This window comes from Rahnella inusitata (assembly GCF_003263515.1).
GTDB lineage: Bacteria > Pseudomonadota > Gammaproteobacteria > Enterobacterales > Enterobacteriaceae > Rahnella > Rahnella inusitata.
On record NZ_JYDE01000001.1, the window covers coordinates 177043 to 199114 of the forward strand.

The 22072-nt window shown below is 49.2% G+C and carries 15 protein-coding genes; 11 read left to right on the plus strand and 4 right to left on the minus strand.

Annotated elements, in window-relative coordinates:
- The first annotated feature begins 210 nt into the window (after positions 1-210).
- Together ompC and TU92_RS00765 are read left to right on the plus strand one after the other, a co-directional pair.
- Positions 211-1341 carry a porin OmpC gene (gene ompC / locus TU92_RS00760; RefSeq protein ID WP_112164066.1) on the plus strand — a complete coding sequence of 377 codons (1131 nt, stop codon included), beginning with the start codon at positions 211-213 and terminating at the stop codon, positions 1339-1341.
- 211 nt (positions 1342-1552) lie between these two features.
- Positions 1553-2038, plus strand: a complete 486-nt coding sequence (locus TU92_RS00765) for an RrF2 family transcriptional regulator (protein ID WP_112164067.1) — start codon at positions 1553-1555, stop codon at positions 2036-2038.
- Between the two features lie 100 nt (positions 2039-2138).
- Here the strand turns inward: TU92_RS00765 and oqxB are convergent, their stop codons facing one another.
- On the minus strand, positions 2139-5291 hold the full coding sequence (gene oqxB / locus TU92_RS00770) for a multidrug efflux RND transporter permease subunit OqxB (RefSeq protein WP_112164068.1): 3153 nt from the start codon (positions 5289-5291) through the stop codon (positions 2139-2141).
- Between the two features lie 16 nt (positions 5292-5307).
- A complete protein-coding gene (locus tag TU92_RS00775; RefSeq protein WP_244207843.1) occupies positions 5308-6444 on the minus strand; it encodes an efflux RND transporter periplasmic adaptor subunit in 1137 nt (378 codons plus the stop codon).
- Positions 6445-6885: 441 nt separating this feature from the next.
- Between TU92_RS00775 and TU92_RS00780 the strand changes: the two genes are divergently transcribed.
- A complete protein-coding gene (locus tag TU92_RS00780) occupies positions 6886-7242 on the plus strand; it encodes a helix-turn-helix domain-containing protein (protein WP_112164069.1) in 357 nt (118 codons plus the stop codon).
- Positions 7243-7320: 78 nt separating this feature from the next.
- Here TU92_RS00780 and TU92_RS00785 read toward each other — a convergent pair whose 3' ends face one another.
- Positions 7321-9192 carry a hypothetical protein gene (locus TU92_RS00785; RefSeq protein WP_112164070.1) on the minus strand — a complete coding sequence of 624 codons (1872 nt, stop codon included), beginning with the start codon at positions 9190-9192 and terminating at the stop codon, positions 7321-7323.
- Between the two features lie 43 nt (positions 9193-9235).
- Positions 9236-11332 (minus strand): hypothetical protein, encoded by a 2097-nt coding sequence (locus tag TU92_RS00790; protein ID WP_112164071.1) that lies wholly within the window; start codon positions 11330-11332, stop codon positions 9236-9238.
- A 320-nt stretch (positions 11333-11652) separates the two neighbouring features.
- Here TU92_RS00790 and kduD point away from each other — a divergent pair, with 320 nt between their 5' ends.
- The 8 genes from kduD to TU92_RS00830 all read left to right on the plus strand — a co-directional run.
- Positions 11653-12414 (plus strand): 2-dehydro-3-deoxy-D-gluconate 5-dehydrogenase KduD, encoded by a 762-nt coding sequence (gene kduD / locus TU92_RS00795; RefSeq protein WP_112164087.1) that lies wholly within the window; start codon positions 11653-11655, stop codon positions 12412-12414.
- Between the two features lie 72 nt (positions 12415-12486).
- Positions 12487-13125, plus strand: coding sequence for an RpiB/LacA/LacB family sugar-phosphate isomerase (locus tag TU92_RS00800; protein WP_056773844.1), 639 nt, complete (start codon positions 12487-12489; stop codon positions 13123-13125).
- A 218-nt stretch (positions 13126-13343) separates the two neighbouring features.
- Positions 13344-14924, plus strand: a complete 1581-nt coding sequence (locus TU92_RS00805) for a putative bifunctional diguanylate cyclase/phosphodiesterase (RefSeq protein WP_248291961.1) — start codon at positions 13344-13346, stop codon at positions 14922-14924.
- A 24-nt stretch (positions 14925-14948) separates the two neighbouring features.
- Positions 14949-15662 (plus strand): GNAT family N-acetyltransferase, encoded by a 714-nt coding sequence (locus TU92_RS00810; RefSeq protein WP_112164072.1) that lies wholly within the window; start codon positions 14949-14951, stop codon positions 15660-15662.
- 573 nt (positions 15663-16235) lie between these two features.
- The gene (locus TU92_RS00815; protein ID WP_112164073.1) at positions 16236-18752 is read left to right on the plus strand and encodes a type VI secretion system Vgr family protein; all 2517 of its coding nucleotides are present in this window, start codon (positions 16236-16238) and stop codon (positions 18750-18752) included.
- Positions 18752-20890: a T6SS effector phospholipase Tle3 domain-containing protein gene (locus TU92_RS00820; protein ID WP_112164074.1), complete on the plus strand. Its 2139-nt coding sequence runs from the start codon at positions 18752-18754 to the stop codon at positions 20888-20890. The genes TU92_RS00815 and TU92_RS00820 overlap by 1 nt, the downstream gene beginning before the upstream one ends.
- Before the next feature lie 12 nt (positions 20891-20902).
- Positions 20903-21610 (plus strand): T6SS immunity protein Tli3 family protein, encoded by a 708-nt coding sequence (locus tag TU92_RS00825; protein ID WP_112164075.1) that lies wholly within the window; start codon positions 20903-20905, stop codon positions 21608-21610.
- On the plus strand, positions 21610-22072 hold a 463-nt coding region (locus TU92_RS00830), incomplete at its 3' end, for a T6SS immunity protein Tli3 family protein (protein WP_427909977.1). The genes TU92_RS00825 and TU92_RS00830, both read left to right, overlap by 1 nt.

A 22072-nucleotide genomic window follows, 5' to 3' on the forward strand; every position in this document is an offset into this window, starting at 1 on the left:
TACAGTTTTTATATGCTTGTATTTATATTCATTCATCGAAAATATAGATATAGCTCATTGAAATAATTAGCAATAAATAATAAAAATAAACGTGATATTTTTCTACATAAGAACAGAACTAGTTGGGTAGTATTACTGCGAGCACTGACTCATAAATAAAGTACATATAATAAATTTAAGTATTCAATTAAATAATAAAGGAATGACGTCATGAAATTAAAAGCATTGGCTCTTATTGTTCCAGCATTATTAGTTGCAGGCGCGGCACACTCTGCAGAGATTTATAACAAAGACGGCAACAAACTTGACCTGTACGGTAAAGTAGATGGCCTGCACTATTTCTCTGATGACACAGGTAAAGACGGCGACCAGACTTATGTTCGTGTCGGCTTTAAAGGTGAAACTCAAATTACTGACCAACTGACCGGTTACGGCCAGTGGGAATACAATATTCAGGCCAACAATACTGAAGGTAACGGCACTTCAGGCAACGCAACGCGTCTGGGCTTCGCAGGTCTGAATTTCGGCGAGTACGGTTCATTCGATTATGGCCGTAACTACGGCGTAGTGTACGACGTTGAAGCCTGGACCGATATGCTGCCAGAGTTCGGTGGCGATACTTATACCACCGCTGACAACTTCATGGTGGGCCGTACGAACGGTGTTGCAACTTATCGTAACACTGACTTCTTCGGCGAAGTAAAAGGCCTGAACTTTGCACTCCAATACCAGGGTGCTAATGATGGTGACAATAATAATGAAGGCACAAATAATGGCCGCGATGTTCGTCATCAGAATGGCGACGGTTATGCACTGTCTACCACTTATGATTTCGGCATGGGTATCAGCGCAGGTGCAGCTTATGCATCTTCTGACCGTACAAACGATCAGACAAACGCAGCGGGCGAAAACTTTGCAGGTGGCGATAAAGCTGACGTCTGGACTGTAGGCGCTAAATTCGATTCAGAAGGCGTTTATCTGGCGACCATGTATTCTGAAACGCGCAATATGACACTTTACGGTGATAACGGCGTTGCAAATAAAACTCAGAACTTCGAAGTGACTGCACAATATCAATTCGATTTTGGTCTGCGTCCGGAAGTGTCTTACCTGCAATCTAAAGGCAAAGACCTGACTGCTGATGGTAGCAACTCTTCCGATAATAACGACAAAGATCTGGTTAAATACGTTTCTGTTGGTACCAGCTATTACTTCAACAAAAATATGTCCACCTACGTTGATTACAAAATCAACCTGCTGGATAGCGACGACAATTTCTACGAAAACAACGGTATCTCTACCGATGATATCGTAGCAGTAGGTCTGGTATATCAGTTCTGATTCTTCTGACCAAAAATCTGAGTATTAGCGCAATGAAAACCCATCTTCGGATGGGTTTTTTTGTGCCCAAATCGTGACTTTATGTGCGTTAGGCTCGTGACCTCCTTCAATAATGCAACAGTCTTTGTTATATTATTGACCAGCTCACGTACAGGGTTATTCCTCTGTGATACGGTGCTTAACCTAAGACTTGGTTTCTCAGGACAATGACATGTTAGATTATCGCTTTCCGACAGCCATGCAGATGGTGTTTTGTATCGCTCAGTCCCAAAAGGCTGAACAGCGCTGCACCAGTGCGATCTTAGCTACGGGTCTGGAAGCCAACTCCAGCTTCATCCGCAAACTGATGGTGCCGCTGACTCAGCATGGCATCATCGTTTCCACGCTTGGCCGTACCGGCTCAATTCATCTTGGCCGCCCCGCTGAAGACATCACGCTGCGCGATATTTACTGCGCCGTGATTGAAGACAAACGCCTGTGGGCCGCGCGTCCTGATGTCCCAGCCCGCTGCGTCGTTAGCGCCAATGCCTGTACTTATTTCAAAAATATTGTGAATGAGGCCGAAGAGGCGTCGTTGCAGGTACTGGGCCGTCATACCGTGGCCGATGCGCTGGCCGAGTTCGAACGCGGCGGCAAGTACAAATGTACTAAAGATCTGGCTGCGGAATACGCAGACAATTCTCTCTGCTCTAAATAGAATTTCTGCCCTCAAGATTCCACACCTGAGATTTCTACAATGTTCAGATGTAAAAAAGCCGGGATAATATCCCGGCTTTTTACTTTCTGTCATTCACCACTCAGACGGTCTGGTTTTCCAGCGCAGGTTGTTTACGCGTCACCAGCTTGCGCAAGGCGACATAAAACACCGGCGTCAGGAACAACCCGAACAACGTCACGCCCAGCATCCCGGAAAACACGGTGATTCCTGTCACGCCGCGCACTTCAGCGCCAGCGCCGTGACCGAGGATCAACGGAATTGTACCGGCGATAAACGCAATCGACGTCATCACGATAGGGCGCAGACGCAGGCGACAAGCCTCAAGCGCCGACTCCACAATTCCTTTCCCTTGCATCTCCAGTTCACGGGCGAACTCGACAATCAGGATGGCGTTCTTACAAGCCAGCCCCATCAGCACCACCAGCCCGACCTGCACGAAGACATTGTTGTCGCCGCCGGTTAGCCATACGCCAAACAGCGCGGAAAGCATCGTCATCGGTACAATCAGGATAACCGCCAGCGGCAGCGTCCAGCTCTCATACAGCGCCGCCAACACCAGAAACGCCAGTAAGACCGACATCGGGAACACGATCAGCGCCGCGTTACCTTGCGTCGATTGCTGATAGCTCAGATCCGTCCATTCGATATTCATGCCGTTTGGCAGCAGGTTTTTCGACATCGCCGTCAGCTCGGTCATGGCCTGCGTCGAAGACAGCACGCGCGGGTCAGCGTCACCAATCAAATCCGCCGCCGGGTAGCCGTTATAGCGGATCACCGGATCCGGTCCGTAGGTAGTGGTGATATTCAGCATACTGCCGATCGGCACCATTTCACCTTTGTCATTACGGGTACGCAGATTGGCGATATCCTCCACGCTGTCGCGGAACTGGCCGTCGGCCTGCGCCATCACCTTCCAGGTGCGTCCGAACCGGTTGAAGTCATTGATATAAGACGAGCCGAGATACACCTGTAACGTGCTGAACAAATCATCCAGCGACACGCCCTGCGCCTTGGCCTTATCACGGTCGATGTGCGCATCCAGCTGCGGCACGTTAGCCTGATAAGAGGAGATAGGGAAGCCCATCCCCGGCGTCTGCATAATCGAACCGGACATGGTGTTAATCGCAGTCTGTAACGCACCGTAGCCCAACCCTGCACGATCCTGAATATAAAGCGAATACCCGGACCCCTGACCTAAGCCCAGAATCGGCGGCGGCATAATCGAGAAGGCAAAGCCTTCCTGAATCTGCGAGATCTTGGCGTTGATTTCAGCGTTGATTTCAGCCGCCGTGCGGGTACGTTCACCCAGCGGTTTCAGCGCGAAGAACACCGTGCCGGTATTTGGGGTATTGGTAAACTGCAACGCATTCAGGCCGGGGAAGGCCACCGCGTCTATCACGCCGTCGGTGCTCAGACCGAGCGCACTAATTTTGCGGATCACCGCATCAGTGCGCGACAGCGAAGCACCTTCCGGCATTTTCACACCGGCAATCAGGTACAGCTTATCCTGCGTCGGAATAAAGCCGCCCGGCACCGCTTTGAACATAAACGCCGCACCGCACAGCAGCAGGACGTAGACGACAAATACAGCGCCACGACGCCCGAGCGCTTTCGAGACTGCGTTCTGATAACGATGCGAGCTGGCGCTGAAGAAGCGGTTGAACGGTCGGAAAATCCAGCCGAACAGACGGTCAATCAGACGCGACGGCATATCCTTCGGCGCACCGTGCGGTTTCAGCAGCAACGCCGCCAGCGCAGGGGAGAGCGTCAGGGAGTTGATCGCTGAAATTACGGTAGAAATCGCAATGGTCACCGCAAACTGTTTATAGAACTGCCCGGTCACGCCGGAAAGGAACGCCATCGGCACAAACACCGCACACAGCACCAGTGCGATCGCAATGATCGGCCCGGACACTTCCCGCATCGCCTGATGTGCAGCCTCCCGTGGCGCTAAGCCTTCCTCGATATTTCGCTCGACGTTTTCCACCACGACAATGGCGTCATCGACCACAATCCCTATCGCCAGCACCAGCCCGAAGAGACTGAGCGTGTTTAGTGAAAAGCCGAGCAGATACAGAATACTGAACGTGCCGATAACCGAAATCGGCACCGCCAGCAGCGGAATGATCGACGCACGCCAGGTTTGCAGGAACAGAATCACCACCAGCACCACCAGCACCACGGCTTCCAGCAGCGTATGGACCACGGCACTTATCGAGTCACGCACGAAGACCGTCGGGTCATACGGTGCACGCCAGGTCATACCTTCTGGGAAACGGGCTGAGAGTTCGGTCATTTTGGCACGCACGGCGTCTGACAAATCAATCGCGTTCGCCCCTGGCGACTGGAAGATACCAATGCCGACCGCATCTTTATTATTCAGCTGCGAGCGCAGGGCATAACTGCCTGACCCCATTTCAATACGCGCAACGTCGCGAAGACGGACGATTTCGCCATTATCACCGCTTTTCAGGATAATATTGCCGAACTCTTCTTCGTTTTTGAGACGTCCCTGTGCGTTGATGGACAACAGATAGTCGCTGTCTTTAGGCATCGGCTCAGCGCCCAACTGACCGGCTGAGACCTGAACGTTTTGCTCACGCATTGCAGTGACAACGTCACTTGCCGTCAGCCCACGCGCCGCCACTTTGTTCGGATCGAGCCAGACGCGCATGGCATATTCGCCCGCACCGAAGATCTGAATTTGCCCGACACCCGGCAAACGCGCCAGTTCGTCTTTCACTTTCAGCGTGGCGTAGTTACTCAAATACAACGAATCGTATTTACCGTTCGGCGATACCAGATGCACCACCAGAGTTAACGTTGGTGACTGTTTCTGCGTAGTGACGCCCTGACGCCGCACATCTTCAGGTAGCCTCGCTTCCGCCTGCGCCACACGGTTTTGCACCTGAACCTGTGCCTGGTCCGGATCGGTACCCGGACGGAAGGTGACAGTGGTGACCAGCACGCCGTCGGAACCGGCCACGGATTTCATATACACCATGTTTTCGACGCCGTTGATGGCTTCTTCCAGCGGCGTCGCCACGGTTTCAGCAATCACTTTCGGGTTAGCACCCGGATATTCAGCGCGAACCTGTACGCTTGGCGGCACCACATTCGGGTATTCGCTGACCGGCAGCAGGGGAATGGCAATCGCCCCGGTGACTAAAATCAAAATCGACAAAACGGCGGCAAAGATCGGCCGGTCGATGAAAAAGCGGGAAAAGTCCATGTGTCAGGATTCTCTTTTATTGAACGGCGGCAGGTGTCGGAGTCACGCTGTTGGCCGCCATGCTGACGGTTTTGGCGTTAACGGGCATACCCGGCATAAAGACTTTCTGAACGCCGTCGATGATGACGCGGTCGCCGGTCTCTAAGCCTTTCTCAACGATGCGTAAGCCGCCGGACATTCGGCCCACTTCGACATCACGACGTTGCGCTTTGCCATCCTTATCCACCACGTAAACAAACTTACGATCCTGATCGGTCAGCACGGCTTTGTCGTCCACCAACATGGCGTTGAATTGCGCACTACCCGGCAGCTGCACGCGGGCAAACAGCCCCGGTGTAAAGGTACGGTCGCGGTTATCGAGCACGGCACGCATACGAATGGTGCCAGTGCCAGAATTCAGCTGGTTATCGGTGAAATCGACCACGCCCTGATGCGGATAACCGTTTTCACCCACCAGACCGACGTGAACCGGCAGGCGGGACTGTGGCGTATCGCTGCGCTGGCCGTCACGCGCCATCGCCTGATAACGCAGGAAAGTGCCTTCATCCACATCAAAATACACATACACCGTGTCGAGAGAGACCAGCGTGGTCAGGACGCTGGCGGTATCGCCTGCGGTAACCAGATTACCGATGGTTATCATCGCGCGGCTGGCTCGGCCATCAATTGGCGACGTGACGCGGGTAAAATCGAGATTCAGCTGCGCCATATCCAGCTGCGCCTGCGCGGCCAGTACGTCGGACTGCGCCTGAGAAGCAGCGGAACGACGCTGCTCGGCAATTTCTGTAGAAACCGCCTGCGTGCCGATCAGTTTTTCAGTACGGGAGGATTCGCTGCGGGTCAGGCTGGCCTGATTGCGCGCACGCACCAGTTCCGCCTGTGCCTGCTCCTGCGCGGCGCGGTAAGTGCGGTCATCAATGGTAAACAGCACCTGACCTTTCTTCACTTCCTGACCTTCCTGATAATTCACTTTGTCGATATAGCCAGACACGCGGGGACGAAGCTGAACGCTTTGTACCGCTTCCACGCGGCCATTAAAGGCATCCCACTGGCTGATCTGTTTGATCAAAACATCAGCCGCACTGACCTGCGGGGCAGGCGGAGCGGCGTTTTGCGCCACGCTGTTATCACACCCGGCAAGCAGGGCGACCATCAGCGCAACCCCTGAAAGACGCAACGTCAAAGGCGTACCGCGCAGGCGGTCGCGTGCAACAACCAACGGTTTTTGCAGGTTTTTCATTATTTTTATTTCCAGTGAGTAAGTGCTGTCAGGCAATACAACCGGTCTGTCCTCCGGGTAACGTCCTTTGCCTGATCTGACTTTTTTGGGACTTGTGCTGTTCATCAGCACAATTATGTATCAATGTTTGATACAATTGATTCGAGGGGGATTGTAAGGAGGCGACTACTAAAGTGCAAGAAATACTGTTACACTTTCTGTGCTGTTTTACAGAACGTTTACTTCCGGGAACGTGACTATCCCGTAACGATGAATTAAATGCAATAGTAAAACTTGCATTTAATCGCAAACTGAGTCAGTTTAGAAAAAGACGCCCTCGGGGGGCGAAAACTGATAAGAGATAGGAGAGAGTCCATGAGAACCGAGGATTTCATTCACGACCTGATTGACTGGATCGATCACAACCTGGAAGAGCGACTGGATATTAAGACCGTTGCCAAACGCGCAGGCTATTCGCGCTGGTATCTGCAACGGATGTTCAAAGAGCACACCGGATTGCCGATGGGCGAATTCATTCGTGAAAAAAAGCTGAAGAAATCGGCAGATATGCTGGCCAGCAGCCGCGAACCTATCGTCAGCGTTGCGATATCGCTGGGCTTTGACTCGCAGCAGTCCTTCACCCGCAGCTTCAAGCGTCAGTTTGGACAAACGCCGGGTGACTGGCGCCGTGGCCTGACTATGGAAACAGAATGTCAGGGATCAATGCACTAAACTTCGCACATCTCCCTGATTTAAGTACCGCTGGCCCGGCTCCCGCCGGGCAGTGATGTCTACACTATCCCTGCTTTTTTAGTCTTCAACGCTTGCCGCCGCGGTTAGCGTCATATTCTGCTGCCAGATAACATTCCCGCTCGTCTCAGGCTGCGCAATAATGGCCGTGTCAGATAACCGGTTGTTAACGAACATCAGCGAACCGGCGGTTTGCAGCGTCAATGCGCTGAAATCAACTGAGCTTTGAATCAAAGTCGAAAAATGAATGTCGATTTGCTTCGGCTCGTTACCTGACAAAATGAAAGGCACCTTATTTATCCGGCTTCCCTGAAGATCCAGCGTGGAAGACGCGACGGCCACTGATGCGTCACTGCTGCCGCCCTCAAATTCACAGTTTACAAACCTCAGCGGCGCTTTGCTGGCAAAGGCATGACCATTCAATGCGTTAAAAATGGTATCGCGGAAAGTCACGGATGACGTGACATTGCTTTGTATCAGTGGGGCGGCGTCGTCAATGAGTGTGAACTGACACTGACGGATGATGTTTTTGCGTGCCGAACGCTGAGACGCCTGGCTTATCACCAGTTTTTTGTCCGCCGTACATCCGGTCATCTGTAAACCGTCAGCATTAACCCACAACATGCCTGATTGCGGAATGTTTGCATTGCTAATAATCACCATGTCTTCCAGCATCAGGTCACTCACGCCCGAACGTGCGACAAACCACGGGCAAACGTGCTTGCGGACATTAATCCTTTTGGCGCTGCCACCCCAGGTCGCGCCTGAGTTGGCGAAAGTCATTAATCCCGAATTTCCGGTATAGGTCAGGTCATGCTCGAATTGCCCGTGGGTAACAAACGGACCTTTCTCCGCACTTTGTCCATCTGCATGACAGTTTTCCACCAGGCAATACGCGGATGCGGTGAAATCGTTCAGATGCCGCGCATTCGAAACGTGGCAGTCGCTGACATGACCGTATAGACAGTAAATTTGCTGCGTCAGATAGCCCGCTCCGCCATATGCCACGTCAGGCGGGTTGTTCAGAGAACATTGTTGCGTGAGGTAGTGCGTATTCCATCGGCGCATGACGACCGGCCAGAACGAACCGGTCGAGTGGATCCCGGCGACGTTGGCGTAGACCGCATACTCAAAAGCCACCGGATGGCTCCCGGTAATCGGGTCGCTGCCTGCACCGGTGAATTGCATGTTTTTGATGTTCACGAATTCGACAGGTTCCACTTTCTGCCAGCTGATCACACGCCCGGCAAGCAATGCCCAGCCGTTGTAATAGCCCGTCTGAATGTGCGTACCGTCGGGGATCGCGATGACTTGCACCAGCTTTTGCAGCTCCCGCGCCGCCGAACCACTCACCGGAGCAACCTGCACCGCATACCAGTCACCCACGTGGAACACAGAGGAATCGCTGACGGGGAAAATATCCGTTTGCTCCACAAGCGTATCGGTCAGAGTGAAAGTGACGGGCGCACCGGCAGTATTTCCCTGAAAAAACATTACCGCAGCAAAAGGATCGTTGACCGGTGCGTCGGCTATCCCTTGTGTGCTGACGGTGAAGTTTTGAAAATCAAGGGTGATGCCCGAACGTGAGAAGCGATGACGGCGCTGGAAGAGCAGGGCGGAACTGGCATAAATCTGAGTGATTGCGGTGTCATTGACCAGCGCATCGAGCGCGTCATCGGCAGGCCGGGTGCTGTCCATAATGCCAAAAATGCGGAAATCGGCCACACCCTTATGATTGAGTAACCAGCGCCCGAGACTTGTGTGTCCCGATGCCACCACGGTGCCATTATTCACTGTTAACGTACTGGTGTTATCCCAGTAATAATGACCACCGCCTCCATCGCCAGTCTGATAATAACCTTCGACGAAAACCGTCAGACCTTTGCGCGGTTTTTGTTGCATGAGTGCTGATATTGAATTAAGTGCTTTCATAGCATCAACCTTATGTATGCTCCAGATGAGCAACCTCACTCTTTCAAAGTTCTGTATTTCTCACCATAATATGTGGCCCTGTCTTTTCTGGCACAACCGATTTGACGTTAATCATGATGTTGTCATGTTCAATAAAATAAGAGGGCGCATTAAAAGCTTCCGTAGAAAACTGTCGCCTTCCCTGAATAAAATTTGCATTTCTGGCCTGATAATAATTAATCCCGTCAGTCAGATGGATATGCATTCTTTCCGAATCCCTCACTTCACTGCGCATCGGCCCTAAAAGCCATGTGACGGGCTGTGAACCGGCACGCGAAATTAAAGGGCTTGATGAATTGCCGCCCTTCAGGGATGAATCCCCGTTAATCACCAATGTCTGGGCATCCTCTGCGGCTAATACCAGTGAAACATCGTCAATCTGACAGGCATTAAAATACGTCTCTTTATTTTTGATTAAAAGAGATGCTTGCGCATCCGTACCTCTGAACCAGCAACGTACAAAATGAATGACAGAATGACCGCTCAGTGAATTACGCGAAGCAGGATAAGGGTGAGAAGCAATATAAGGATCATCGGCGGCTAAATGACTGTTGGTTGAATCGTGACGCGAATCTAAAGTAAAACCACATCCCTCAAAAAAATTCATCTTGGTACTGCGATTGCTACGTTGGAATAACGTCAGTTCGCCGTTAACGGTACACCCCCGAACTGTGACACCATCACAATTAAGCCGCAGCATACCGATATTGCCTTGTTCAGGATCCCTTTCAATGTGCACATCTGTCAGGGTTAAATCACTGACCTTGGTATCCGCAATGAATACTGAACAGAAATGTTGATTAATGACAATGCGTGCGGCTGACTGGCCCCAGTTTTTTCCTGAATTAGCCAATGTCAGCGTTCCTGAGTTACCGGAAAAATGCAGATCGTGCTCATACTGACCATGGGTGACAAACCCTCCGGTGCTGTCGCCATTACTGTGACAATTGACCACTACGCAGGATGAACTGGCCGTCAGGTCATTGAGATGACGGGCGTTTGATGTCGTGCAATTGGCAATGTGGCCATACTGACAGTAAATCTGCTGAGTGAGATACCCGGCACCACCCCAGGACACTGACGGCGGATCAGACAACGAACATTGCTCCGTGCGGAAGAATGTATTCCAGCGGCGGAAAATCACAGACCAGAAGGTGCCCTGTGCATGAAGATTAAATACATCGCAGTAAATCGCATATTCAAATACCACCGGCTGGGAACTGGTATCAGGGAGTTGCCCTTCAGCAATAAAGGCCATATTTTTAATCGTCACATATTCGACCGGAATAACCTTACGCCAATGTAATGAAGTTCCGGCATCCAGCGACCAGCCGCATCGGTAATTCAGCCTGACATGGCTGTCATCAATAACTTCTGTCACCTGTACTAATCGCTGAATTTTTCGCTCCCATTGACCTGAAAGTTTTTCTGATTCCAGGCAAAACCATTGCCCCACAGGGAATTGGTTGCTATTGCCGACCGGGTATATTTCTGCCAATAAATTAAGGGGAGTATTCAAAACGGTCACAGTAGTCTGTTCCTCAAACTCCCCCCTGAATGAAAAAATAGCGGATATATAATTATTTTTAGGCTCCGTAAGCGGTTCCAGACCCGCCGTAGTGATCGTATGTCCACCGAAATCAAGGGTGAGGTTAGAGCGGGTAAACCGATGACGGGAACAGAAATTCAGCGCAGTATGCGCCTCAATACGATGAATAAGCGGGTCATTCACCATCGCTTCCAGCGCAAGATCTGCGGGATCCTGACCATTAAAAATACCGAACTGCCGAAAATCAACGACCCCATCATGTAATTGTATCCAGCGTCCTTTATCACCCAGTAATGCAGAAATAACCGTACCCTGATTGGCAGGTTTTTGGCTGGCAGAATCCCAATACACTAATTTAGCGCCACCATCGCCGGCAAAATGGTACCCCAGAACCACCACGCATAATCGATCTTCAGGGGCAGTGATTTTCCTGAGCATCATAATGTTACTCACGCTAATAATATTAGCGTGACTTATTTCAACCGCTTTTATTAAGCCGGCTGAAACAACCCCCCCGGCGATGCCCGAGAGCAATTCCCTTCGATTAATCATGAACACCACCGGAAAAAAGTCAGATAAGCCAAGACAGCACCTAGCCAATGAGTATTGCTCAACCTTTACTTAAATCAAATTCACCCCTATTCATCAAACAAAAATCCCGTGTTTAGCTCCGGTAGAGGCTCAGGACGTGATCAACTCAACAAAAAACGACACTAAAGTTCATCTAAATTGAAATGATGTTTCAATTTCTTGAGTTGCGCGAAAAATCTCGCTAAACTTCCTTCCATCAGTTCGTGGCCGGGCGTTGCCCGACTCAGTCTTACGTGACGGAACAGCGCATTCGCCTCCGTTTTATGGAAAAAGGAAACATCATGATTCTGGATAATTTTTCACTGAAGGGAAAAGTCGCCGTGGTGACCGGATGCGATACCGGTCTGGGTCAGGGCATGGCGATCGGTCTGGCAGAAGCAGGCTGCGACATTGTGGGTATTAACATCGTTGAACCCACAGAAACCATCGAACGCATTGGCGCAACTGGTCGTCGTTTTCTAAGCCTGACCGCCGATCTCAGCGATACGAAAGTGATCCCGGCGTTGCTGGAACGCGCCGTCGCGGAAATGGGGCATCTGGATATTCTGGTAAACAACGCCGGGATTATCCGTCGCGAAGACGCCATCGAATTCAGTGAAAAGAACTGGGACGACGTCATGAATCTGAACATCAAATCGGTGTTCTTCATGTCTCAGGGCGTCGCGAAACAGTTCATCGCCCAGGGTACCGGCGGCAAAATTATCAATATTGCGTCTATGCTGTCTTATCAGGGCGGGATCCGCGTACCTTCTTACACCGCATCAAAAAGCGCCGTGATGGGCGTAACACGTCTTCTGGCGAACGAATGGGCGAAGCACGGCATTAACGTGAACGCCATCGCGCCGGGGTACATGGCGACCAATAACACCCAGCAACTGCGCGCTGACGAAGCCCGCAGCGAAGAGATCCTGAGTCGCATTCCGGCCGGACGCTGGGGTACACCGTCTGACGTCATGGGGCCGGTCGTGTTCCTGTCTTCGCCAGCGTCCGACTACATTAATGGCTACACCATTGCCGTCGACGGCGGCTGGCTGGCGCGTTAATCCGCCACCCAAATTACCCAATAGCATTCACAGACAGCAGCGGTTCACGCCGCTGCCCAAAGAGGAAATCCCATGAAAATTGCATTGATGATGGAAAACAGTCAGGCCGCGAAAAACGCGATCATCCTGAAAGAGCTGAACGCCGTGGCTTCAGAGAAAGAATATCCGGTGTATAACGTCGGTATGTCCGACGAGCAGGACCATCACCTGACTTACATCCATCTGGGCATCATGGCCAGTATTCTGCTTAACTCCAAAGCGGTTGATTTTGTGGTTGCAGGCTGCGGCACCGGGCAGGGCGCGCTGATGTCCCTGAATATCCATCCGGGCGTGAACTGCGGTTACTGTATCGATCCGGCGGACGCGTTCCTGTTCGCGCAGATCAACAACGGTAACGCGCTGTCTCTGCCATTTGCTAAAGGCTTCGGCTGGGGCGCTGAGCTGAACGTGCGTTTCATCTTCGAGAAAGCCTTCACCGGCGTCAAAGGCCAGGGTTATCCGGCTGACCGTAAAGAACCTCAGGTTCGTAACGCGGGCATTCTGAATCAGGTGAAAGCCGCCGTGGTGAAAGAAAATTATCTCGACACGCTGCGCGCTATCGATAAAGAACTGGTGAAAACCGCCGTGAGCGGTGAACGTTTCCAGAAATGCTTCTTCGAAAACGGTCAAAATAAAGAAATCGAAAACTTCGTGCGCGAAATTCTGGCGTAAGTGTTCAGTTGATTTAATTTGTAGAAACCGGTGCTGATTGAGCATCGGTTTTTTTTTGCGACTCATTAAGCAAAAATAACCCTAAACTTTAGGCCGGTTATGCCGATAACTTAGTATCAGATAAATGATGGCTCATATACCGCTCGCCAGACGAAATATGAGGTACACCATTGATATATATCATTATAAATATAATAGTCTTTTATTAAGGGTTCGTCATGCCGTCAACGCTTAGGACTCATATAAAAAAAGAGTTTTTGTTAATAGGATTAATATTTCTGTTCGCCTATTTATGTTCAGTCATGTTCAACCTAAGTGAGAGTTTCTTTTATTTTTTCTCAGAATATGAGAAATACAATGTCGACGAGGTATTTATCGCCATAAATATCACTGGCATGGTGGTGTTTATTTATGGTCTTATGCGTATCAACTTCATGTCTAAAGAAATCAAAAAACGCATTGAGGCAGAAAAGACCGTAGACTGGATTTCAAGCCACGACGTTATCACTTCTTTACCCAATCAAAAATTCCTGGACTCCTTTCTTTCACGACACGCTGAAAACAAACAACTGGCTAACCACGCTGCTTTTAGTATTGAAATAAACCGCTTTAAAGACATCAACGACTTATTGGGTTATGAACATCGCAATGAAATATTCAAAATTGTAGGCCAGCGAATTTCTTTTATTTTCCCCGATAATGTTTTTAAATTACGAGGAGATGAGTTTCTGGCCTTTAAATCAAACAAAGATAAAACGGATTTATTTTTGCTTGGCGAGCGAATCGTGAGCAGTCTTTGCAGCCCAATCCCGATTGAAGGTTTCACCTTTAACATCGCTGCTAATGTGGGATTCTCGCGATTTCCTGAGGACTCTGACGACCTCCGGCAGGTTATTCAACAATCGGCTTGTGCGCTACATATGGCGAAGAAAGCGGGGCGCGAAAAGGTAATGGGATTCATCCCGGCGATGCAGGATAACCTGCTCGCGACGGCGCTGTTCAGGAGCGATTTTAAGAAAGCACTGGCAAGTAAAGCTTTTACGGTTCACTACCAGCCATTGGTCGATTTGAGAACCAGTAAAACGGTGGGTTTTGAAGCGCTTGCCCGTTGGGAAGTTTCACCCGGAAAATTTACGCCACCCAGCCTTTTCATTCCATTGGCAGAAGATATTGGGCTGATCCCCGAATTGACGGAACAATTGTTCCGCCTGGCATGCCTTGAGACATTGAACTGGCCTGCCCAAATCACGCTTTCATTTAATATTTCGCCGATATTATTGTGCAACAAACTGCTGGCACCGAGCATCATCAGCATAATGGACGAGATGGGTCTTGCAGCCGACCGTCTGGAAATTGAAATTACAGAAAGCGCGCTGTTTCAGGATGCTAACGCCGCCAGATATACCTTGAAAAAACTGAGGGACGCAGGAATAAAAATCGCGCTGGACGATTTTGGTACCGGGTATTCCAGCCTTTCACAGTTGTGTAATTTCCAGTTCGATAAACTTAAAATTGATAAAAGTTTCATCGACACATTTCGTGATAATGAAAAGCAGGACAAAATTGTTCGTTCAATTATATCACTTGCGGGCTCGCTCGGCGTGAAAGTCACTGCTGAAGGCATTGAATATGCAAACCAACTGGAGTTACTCAAGGATCTGGGTTGCGATATTGGGCAAGGTTATTTACTCGGCAGACCCGCGGCTAAGGCTATTTTCCATCAAGTCACATCATCCATTATTTATAATTTCCCGCTGCAAAAAACAGAAAGAGAGATGAGTTCTTCACCTCCATTTTAAATCTCGACGACAGGTAAAATAAAAATGACGGAATTAAATATCTATGGTCAGGGATTAGGGAAATCATTGCCAGATTGGCAACCAAAATCCGCGCCACAAAAAGTGATCCTCAAAGGTAAATTTTGCCTGCTTGAGCCCATTGATGTTAAACATAGTCAGGACCTTTTTGAGGCATGGCACAGCATTGATGACGAGCGCGACTGGACCTATTTTCATATAAAAAGACCCCAGACCATCAGGCAGTGTGATCATTATATTGCGTCATTGGCGGCAAGTAAGGATCCACTCTTTTATGCAGTCATCATGGCTACAACCGGAAAAGCCGTAGGCTTTGTTGCTTTGCAGCGCATAGACCCGGATAACGGCGCTGTAGAAATTGGCTGGATTAATTGGTCACCTTTGATGAAACGCACCTTGTGCAGCACGGAAGCGATTTATCTTTTGCTCGATTATGTTTTAGGGACGCTGCAATACAGGCGATGCGCCTGGAAGTGCGACAGCTTGCATGAGGCTGCCATCAAAGCAGCTGAAAGGCTGGGATTTCACTACGAAGGGACGTTACGTCAGCAACAGATTTCAAAAGGTCACAGCCGTGATACCCGTTGGTATTCGATAATTGACAGTGAATGGGGCGTAATCAATCACGCTATGCATCTGTGGTTAAACTCAGCAAATTTTGATGACAGAGGAAGACAAAAACAAAGTTTGTCCGCATTTATGGGTTTGACGTCCAATTGACCTGCTTCCCGTTGATTAGTACAACCCGATGAGAGTGAAGGATCCGACATTACTAAGTGAGCGCTGTATTTCATCCTGGGGGCAGGTCAGAAGCTAAATATATGACGAATAAAAGTCGATATCATAGTTTTGAATGATAGGTAACCTCAATATTAATACAATTATACATACATTTATTTTTATATTTCATATGAAAGATAGATTAGCTATTGTTTTCGATCTTATCACACCGTGAAAATTACTTTGCCACTCAGGTGCGTGTCAGATTTTTCATAAATTTCTTTTAAAACTGTGGCCTGTTGCCTAACTGGATTTGATTAGGGTCCAGTTAAAATCATTCGCAACGGTCATAATTTAAAATCGGTTGGGACATTTTGAAACATCTGTGTATTAAGAATATTCTTGTTCTGTGTGCAAAGACTAATCAGATAATTCATACCATAAACTGCTGCCCTTACTATTAGGGGCCAGGAGCAGGTAAACACTGTTATAACTTGCAAGTCTGATTTATTTCTCCACTTCAAAGTTGTACTCTTTGTGTGGTTTTATACTTTAACTTTCAAGGAAGATGTTATGCCTAAACCTGCACAACATGAAGCCGTTCAGGAGAATGACACACTTAATCGGTACCTACTCACTTTCCAGCACAATAGTGATATTGATGCCGATGTCATTTCATTTACTGCTACTGAATGTCTTAGCCAGCCTTACTGTTACTCCATTAAATTCAGCTGCACCCGCCAAAATCTCCCACTCAATGAGATGCTCAACTGCAACGCCAGTTTTATTCTAAGAGCACCAAACCCGCACAAATCCTGGGATACGGACCCGAAATGGGACCAGTTAAAACAGGTAAACGGCATTATCACTTCTTTTGCACGCATCGATTCCTCGCCTGATGAGGCGGTATATGAGTGCATGTTAGAACACGAACTGGCCTTACTGAACAAAACCAAGAAATCTGCCGTTTACCTCAATGTTTCGGTCCCGGACTTAGTTAAACAAGTCATGCTGGAACACCGGGAGATTGAAAGCTACAAAATTGACTTTGATAAATTAACCTATGCCTATTCTGCACGCGAGATGGTCATACAATGGCAGGAAACGGATCTCCAGTTTATCCTCCGCCTTCTTTCTGAAGTCGGTATTTGGTTTCGATTTGAAAACCACCCCAAAATTCACACAGAAGTGATCACCGTCTTTGGCGACTCAGATAGCCGATATATATTCAGTGAAAATAAAATTCCCTACGTCCGCAATTCAGGGATGACAAGTGCCAATGAGTACGTGACAGAACTGAAGGAATCCTATTCCGTCATACCTGACAGTGTGTTGTCTCGCAATTATAACTATCGTGACCCGTTTACTCACAGTGCTGAAAAATCAGTTCATGTGCCCAATATACCCGATAGCATCAAATCCGGACGTGAATATCACTATGCCGATAACCACCTTTCTACAGGTGATATCTATGCGAGGGAAAGCGACAGCGCCACTTTTAACGCCCGTATTCGCCATGAAAATTTGCTTAACGACCAGAGCGTATTTTCGGCCATAACAAACGACCCGTCGTTATCTCCCGGCTGGATGTTTTATCCTGAGGGAAATGTCTCTGACGGGTTCAAACGTGGGTTTGTTGTTTGCCGGACTGAGGTCAGCGGCAGTCGGGGAGAGCACTTTATTGCAACCTTGCACGGGATCCCTTACAGCGAAAGCTACTGTTTCCGTCCACAGCAGCTCCCCCGGCCTGTGATTGCGGGGACATTACCCGCCAGAGTCTCGATCAGAGAGCAAAATGGACTCTATGCCAGCACGGATAAGCTGGGTCGTTACATTGTTAAATTTGATTTTGATTTAGATGAAAAGAAGAAAGGCTACGAAAGCGCATTCGTCCGGCTAGGAAGACCTTACGCGGGTGATACGTATGGGATGCATTTTCCTTTGCTTGAAGGCGTTGAGGTCGCGATTGCCTTTGAGTACGGAGACCCTGACAGGCCGTTTATCTCCCACGTGCTTCATGATGGTCGACACCCCGATTTAGTTACGATGTACAACGATACCCGCAACGTCATCCGCACTCCCTCTTTCAACAAAATCAGACTCGAGGACAAACGGGATCAAGAACACATCAAGTTATCAACTGAATATGGCAAATCCCAGCTTAATACGGGCCATATGGTGGATAGCCAACGCAAGAAGCGCGGCGAAGGGTTAGAGGGCCGTACAGACCACTGGGTATCGTTGCGTGGGGCAAAAGGGCTCCTGCTGACTACCGAAGCACAACCCCGGGCTCAGGGGCAACAATTAGATATGGCCGCTGCCGTTGCCTCTCTGGAAGGTGCTTTAGCGCTGGCAAAGACATTGCAACAATGTGCCACGACGGCGGGAGCCAGCTCCGTAGATACCCAATCACAACAGAGTTTACAGAAGGTGTTGGACCACTTAACCGGGCCCGCTATGTTGGCCTACTCTGACGCGGGACAGGCCCATATAACTCCCTCGACCCTTCAATTATCAGCCGGGAAGGATTGGGTCGCAACGTCGGGCAGTAATGCAAGTATCAGTGTCTTGAAAAAGTTCTCGTTGGCTGTCGGCGATAAAATCTCATTGTTCGCCCGAAAACTCGGCATACAGATGATCGCCGGTGCCGGTGATGTGGTAGCTCAGGCACAGCAAGGCGGGATGCACTTGTTGTCTCATCAGGATTTTACCCTGTCCAGTACCGATGGAAAAACCAACGTCAGTGCCAAACAGGGGATCCAACTGACCTGTGGTGGTGGTGGTATCCGCATTAACGCTGACGGTTCAGTGGAGATATTCTCGCCGACGGGGATTGACCTTAAAGGCCCTAATCTGGCGTTTAAGGGACCAGAAAGTGTCAAAACAACGGTGCCTGCATTCAAAAATGGTGCGTTTAAACGCCGATTCAAACTTCATGCGGCTGACAACCCGGAACAAGGCCTGCCTGAACAAAAATTCCGCCTGAAGAGCGAAACGGGCGAAATTCTGGAAGGGGTAACGGATGCCGAAGGGCACTCAGCCCTGTTTGATTCGGTGGACCTGAATACCTATAAGATGGAACTTCTCTGATGGCAGATACTAAAACCAGCCCTTACCGCCAGCGTGTGGTCGCTGACAACGTTGTCCCAGTCCACGAGGCTCACGGCATCGAGGCCCAGACCTGTAATGTCGCGGTACCCCGTCCGATGCCCTGCATTGTTATTCTCATCCACGGTGTTAATGACGTAGGGGAGGCCTACCAGAATCAGGAAACAGGTATCATCGAAGGCCTTAATAAGCGCCTCGACCGAACAGATTTATACCCGCACGAATGGAAAGACTTCCTGATGCAGCAAGGTGAGGATGCACAGAAGAAAATTAAAGTACCTGGCCGTTCGCCGGTGATCCCGTTCTATTGGGGTTACAAACCGGTCACGCATGATGAATGGAAAGCAGACCAAAAAAGATATCGTGAAGAGGTCAGTAAACTCAGCAACGGTGCGCACTTACCCTATGACGCGTATCAGGAAAATGACCCACAAAAAATGGCAGCAATGGGTAATGACGGCAGCAATACGGTTAAATTTCAGAATGACTGCTTCAAAAATACCCTTGATGTGAATTTTGCTAAAAACGGTGGGACCTTCGCCAATGCCACCACCAATATCCCGGATATGTTAGGGCCGGGTTCTAACGGTCTGGTGGTTGCCGCCGCCGGCTTTGGCACGCTATACATGAACGGGGGCAATTTCACCCATCCTATCTTCCATAACCCGCACCGAATCTATCAGTTCTTTGCAGCCCAACGGCTGGCAGATTTGATTCTACAAATCCGAAACAATGCGGAAACACAGCAAGATGTGATCAATATTGTCGCCCACAGTCAGGGGACAATTATCACTATGCTGGCCAATATGCTGGTCAAGAAACAAGGTGCGGAGCCCGCTAACTGCGTGATCCTCAATCATTCCCCGTATTCACTCGAAAGTCGTTTTAGTGAAAACCTTCAGGAGGGGCATCATCAGACTGATAAGGCTCGTCAAAAAACCTTTAAAAACTTCTGCAATCTGATGGCCACCCAATACAAAGGCGGACAGCACTCGGAGGAAGAGATCAGAGCATTGGAAAAACTCTGCGCCCTGCAAAAGGATGACAAAAATAAGTGGCGGAGTGACCCCCGCTACAGCCGCAACAACAATGGCAAAGTCTATAACTACTTTTGCCCGGTTGATGGCACGGTTTCACTTCAGAACATCAAAGGATTGGGTTGGCGTGGGGTCCCTAAAGATATCGCGACGGGTATTCCCAATCTCTACCAGAGAGTTTTTTACCAGCATGGTGAGGTAGGCAAAGCTCCTGATGGCCAACCCTTTAAACTCCCGGCCGCACAAAGAGGAGATTTCAAAACCACCCCGGGCATGAACGCCAGTTATGACTTTAATGACGTCATTATCAACGGCGAAGAATTGCCTGAAACCTTCACCTTTACCCTTATGGGCGAAGGGAATCATCCTGACGATGATCCCGCAACCTGTGATATCCCATATTCAGGCCACGTAGACCCTGACGGCCCAGACCAATCTATATCGTACTCGGCAAAAGCCGGGGCCATCAGCAGGACGAAAACGGCAACCTATGCGCTGAATAACTACGAATATCGATGGCTTGTGGGTCACGTGTTATCAAAAGAGGAACTGGCGATAGAAAGTGCCGACCGTGGCAAAACAATGGTCAAAGGCATTATCACCGGCACGAAAGATTTTAAAGAGTTGCAGCTGACATGGCTGAAAACGCGTGATGAGCTGGAAAAGGAATGGAAGCAAGCTGACCCGGTGGGTTATAGCCAGCACTCCTCAATTGTCATGAGTAAATTGACGCCGTCTCACGCCATGGCCTTTGATCTGGCCGTAGGGCAATGCAAGTCTTTTGACTTTAAATGGGGAGAGTTCTGGATGGACCTGCTTCATCGAGCAGACTGGCGAGATCAGCAGAATAAGTTTATTCCAGCTAAAAACTACTATTTGACGGGTCAGTTGGATGAAACATTCACAAAAGACTTTATGAACAGGCCGGATGAAGTATTACCCATCGGGGATTTTGGTGTGGTGAATGCTTATTACAATAGCACCACAGTAAAACCTGCCCGGCACCCAGAAATCCATAATAAGGACATCCCGAATTTACAATGGGATATGCCAAAGCCATTGAATGACTACGAACTGAAATAACAGGGATAACAAATGAACGGATTAATTAAATCATCAGCCATATTGTTGATGTTGACAGTTACAGGTTGTCAGGCCAAACAGGCACCCACACAGGTTGTTTACCGTTTTGACGACCACCGCTATCTGGAACTGACAGGATATGACTGCGAGGGGGCACTCTGGTATACAGATAGCCAGAGAGGAATTCATTCTCAGGTAGCTTTTCAATTTTACCGGATCTTCACTGAGACATACATACATCCTTCCGAAAAGTATATTGCTATTCCGTGGTGGCATAGTGGGCCCGGAGGTCTGAGTGCTTCAAAAGACTATGGTAAGACATGGCAGCCCGTAGGTGCTTCCCCCGGCCCTAATGAGCCTAATGGTGATAATGCGCCTCCACAGGAGGATGTGATTTCCTTCACGGTTGTTAATGACCAAGGTTTTTTACTCACCAAGAAAAGCCTCTATATGTCTTCTAAGCCCTTCGAAGATCCGAGAGTTCAGCCCGGTGGGCCGGGAATTCCTCACACCCTGCAAGATGGCCAAGTTCAAGTAATTAAGCCCGGCTCTGATGGTTGGAAATGGGGCATGGTGTACTCAACAAAACGTGGCCTTGTAGATACTGTTCAGATACTCAAAACCAACTGGCAGGGTCTACCGGATAAGGTGCCAGAGGTGAATAACTACAAGGGTTGGGACCATATGCGTTGCGATATGAATGCAGGAAAAGGGAAGTAATGATGGAAAGCGTAAATGGATTTTTTAAAATATCGGTCATGTTGATGACATTGACTGTTTTAGGCTGTCAGGCTAAACAGGCACCCACACAGGTTGTTTATCGTTTTGATGACCACCGTTTTCTCGAACTGACCGGATACGACTGCGAAGGGGCACTCTGGTATACCGACAGCCAGAGAGGAATTCATTCTCAGGTAGCTTTTCAGTTCTATCGAATTTTCACCCATACGTTCATTCATCCTTCCGAAAAATATATCGCAATACCATGGTGGGAAACAGGTGGCCTTACTGTTTCCAAAGACTACGGACAAACTTGGCAGCCTGTAGGTACATCCCCCGGCCCTAATGAGCCTAATGGTGATAATGCGCCACCACAGGAGGATGTGATTTCCTTCACGGTTGTTAATGACCAAGGTTTTTTACTCACCAAAAAAAGCCTCTACTGTAGTGGTCAACAAAAAC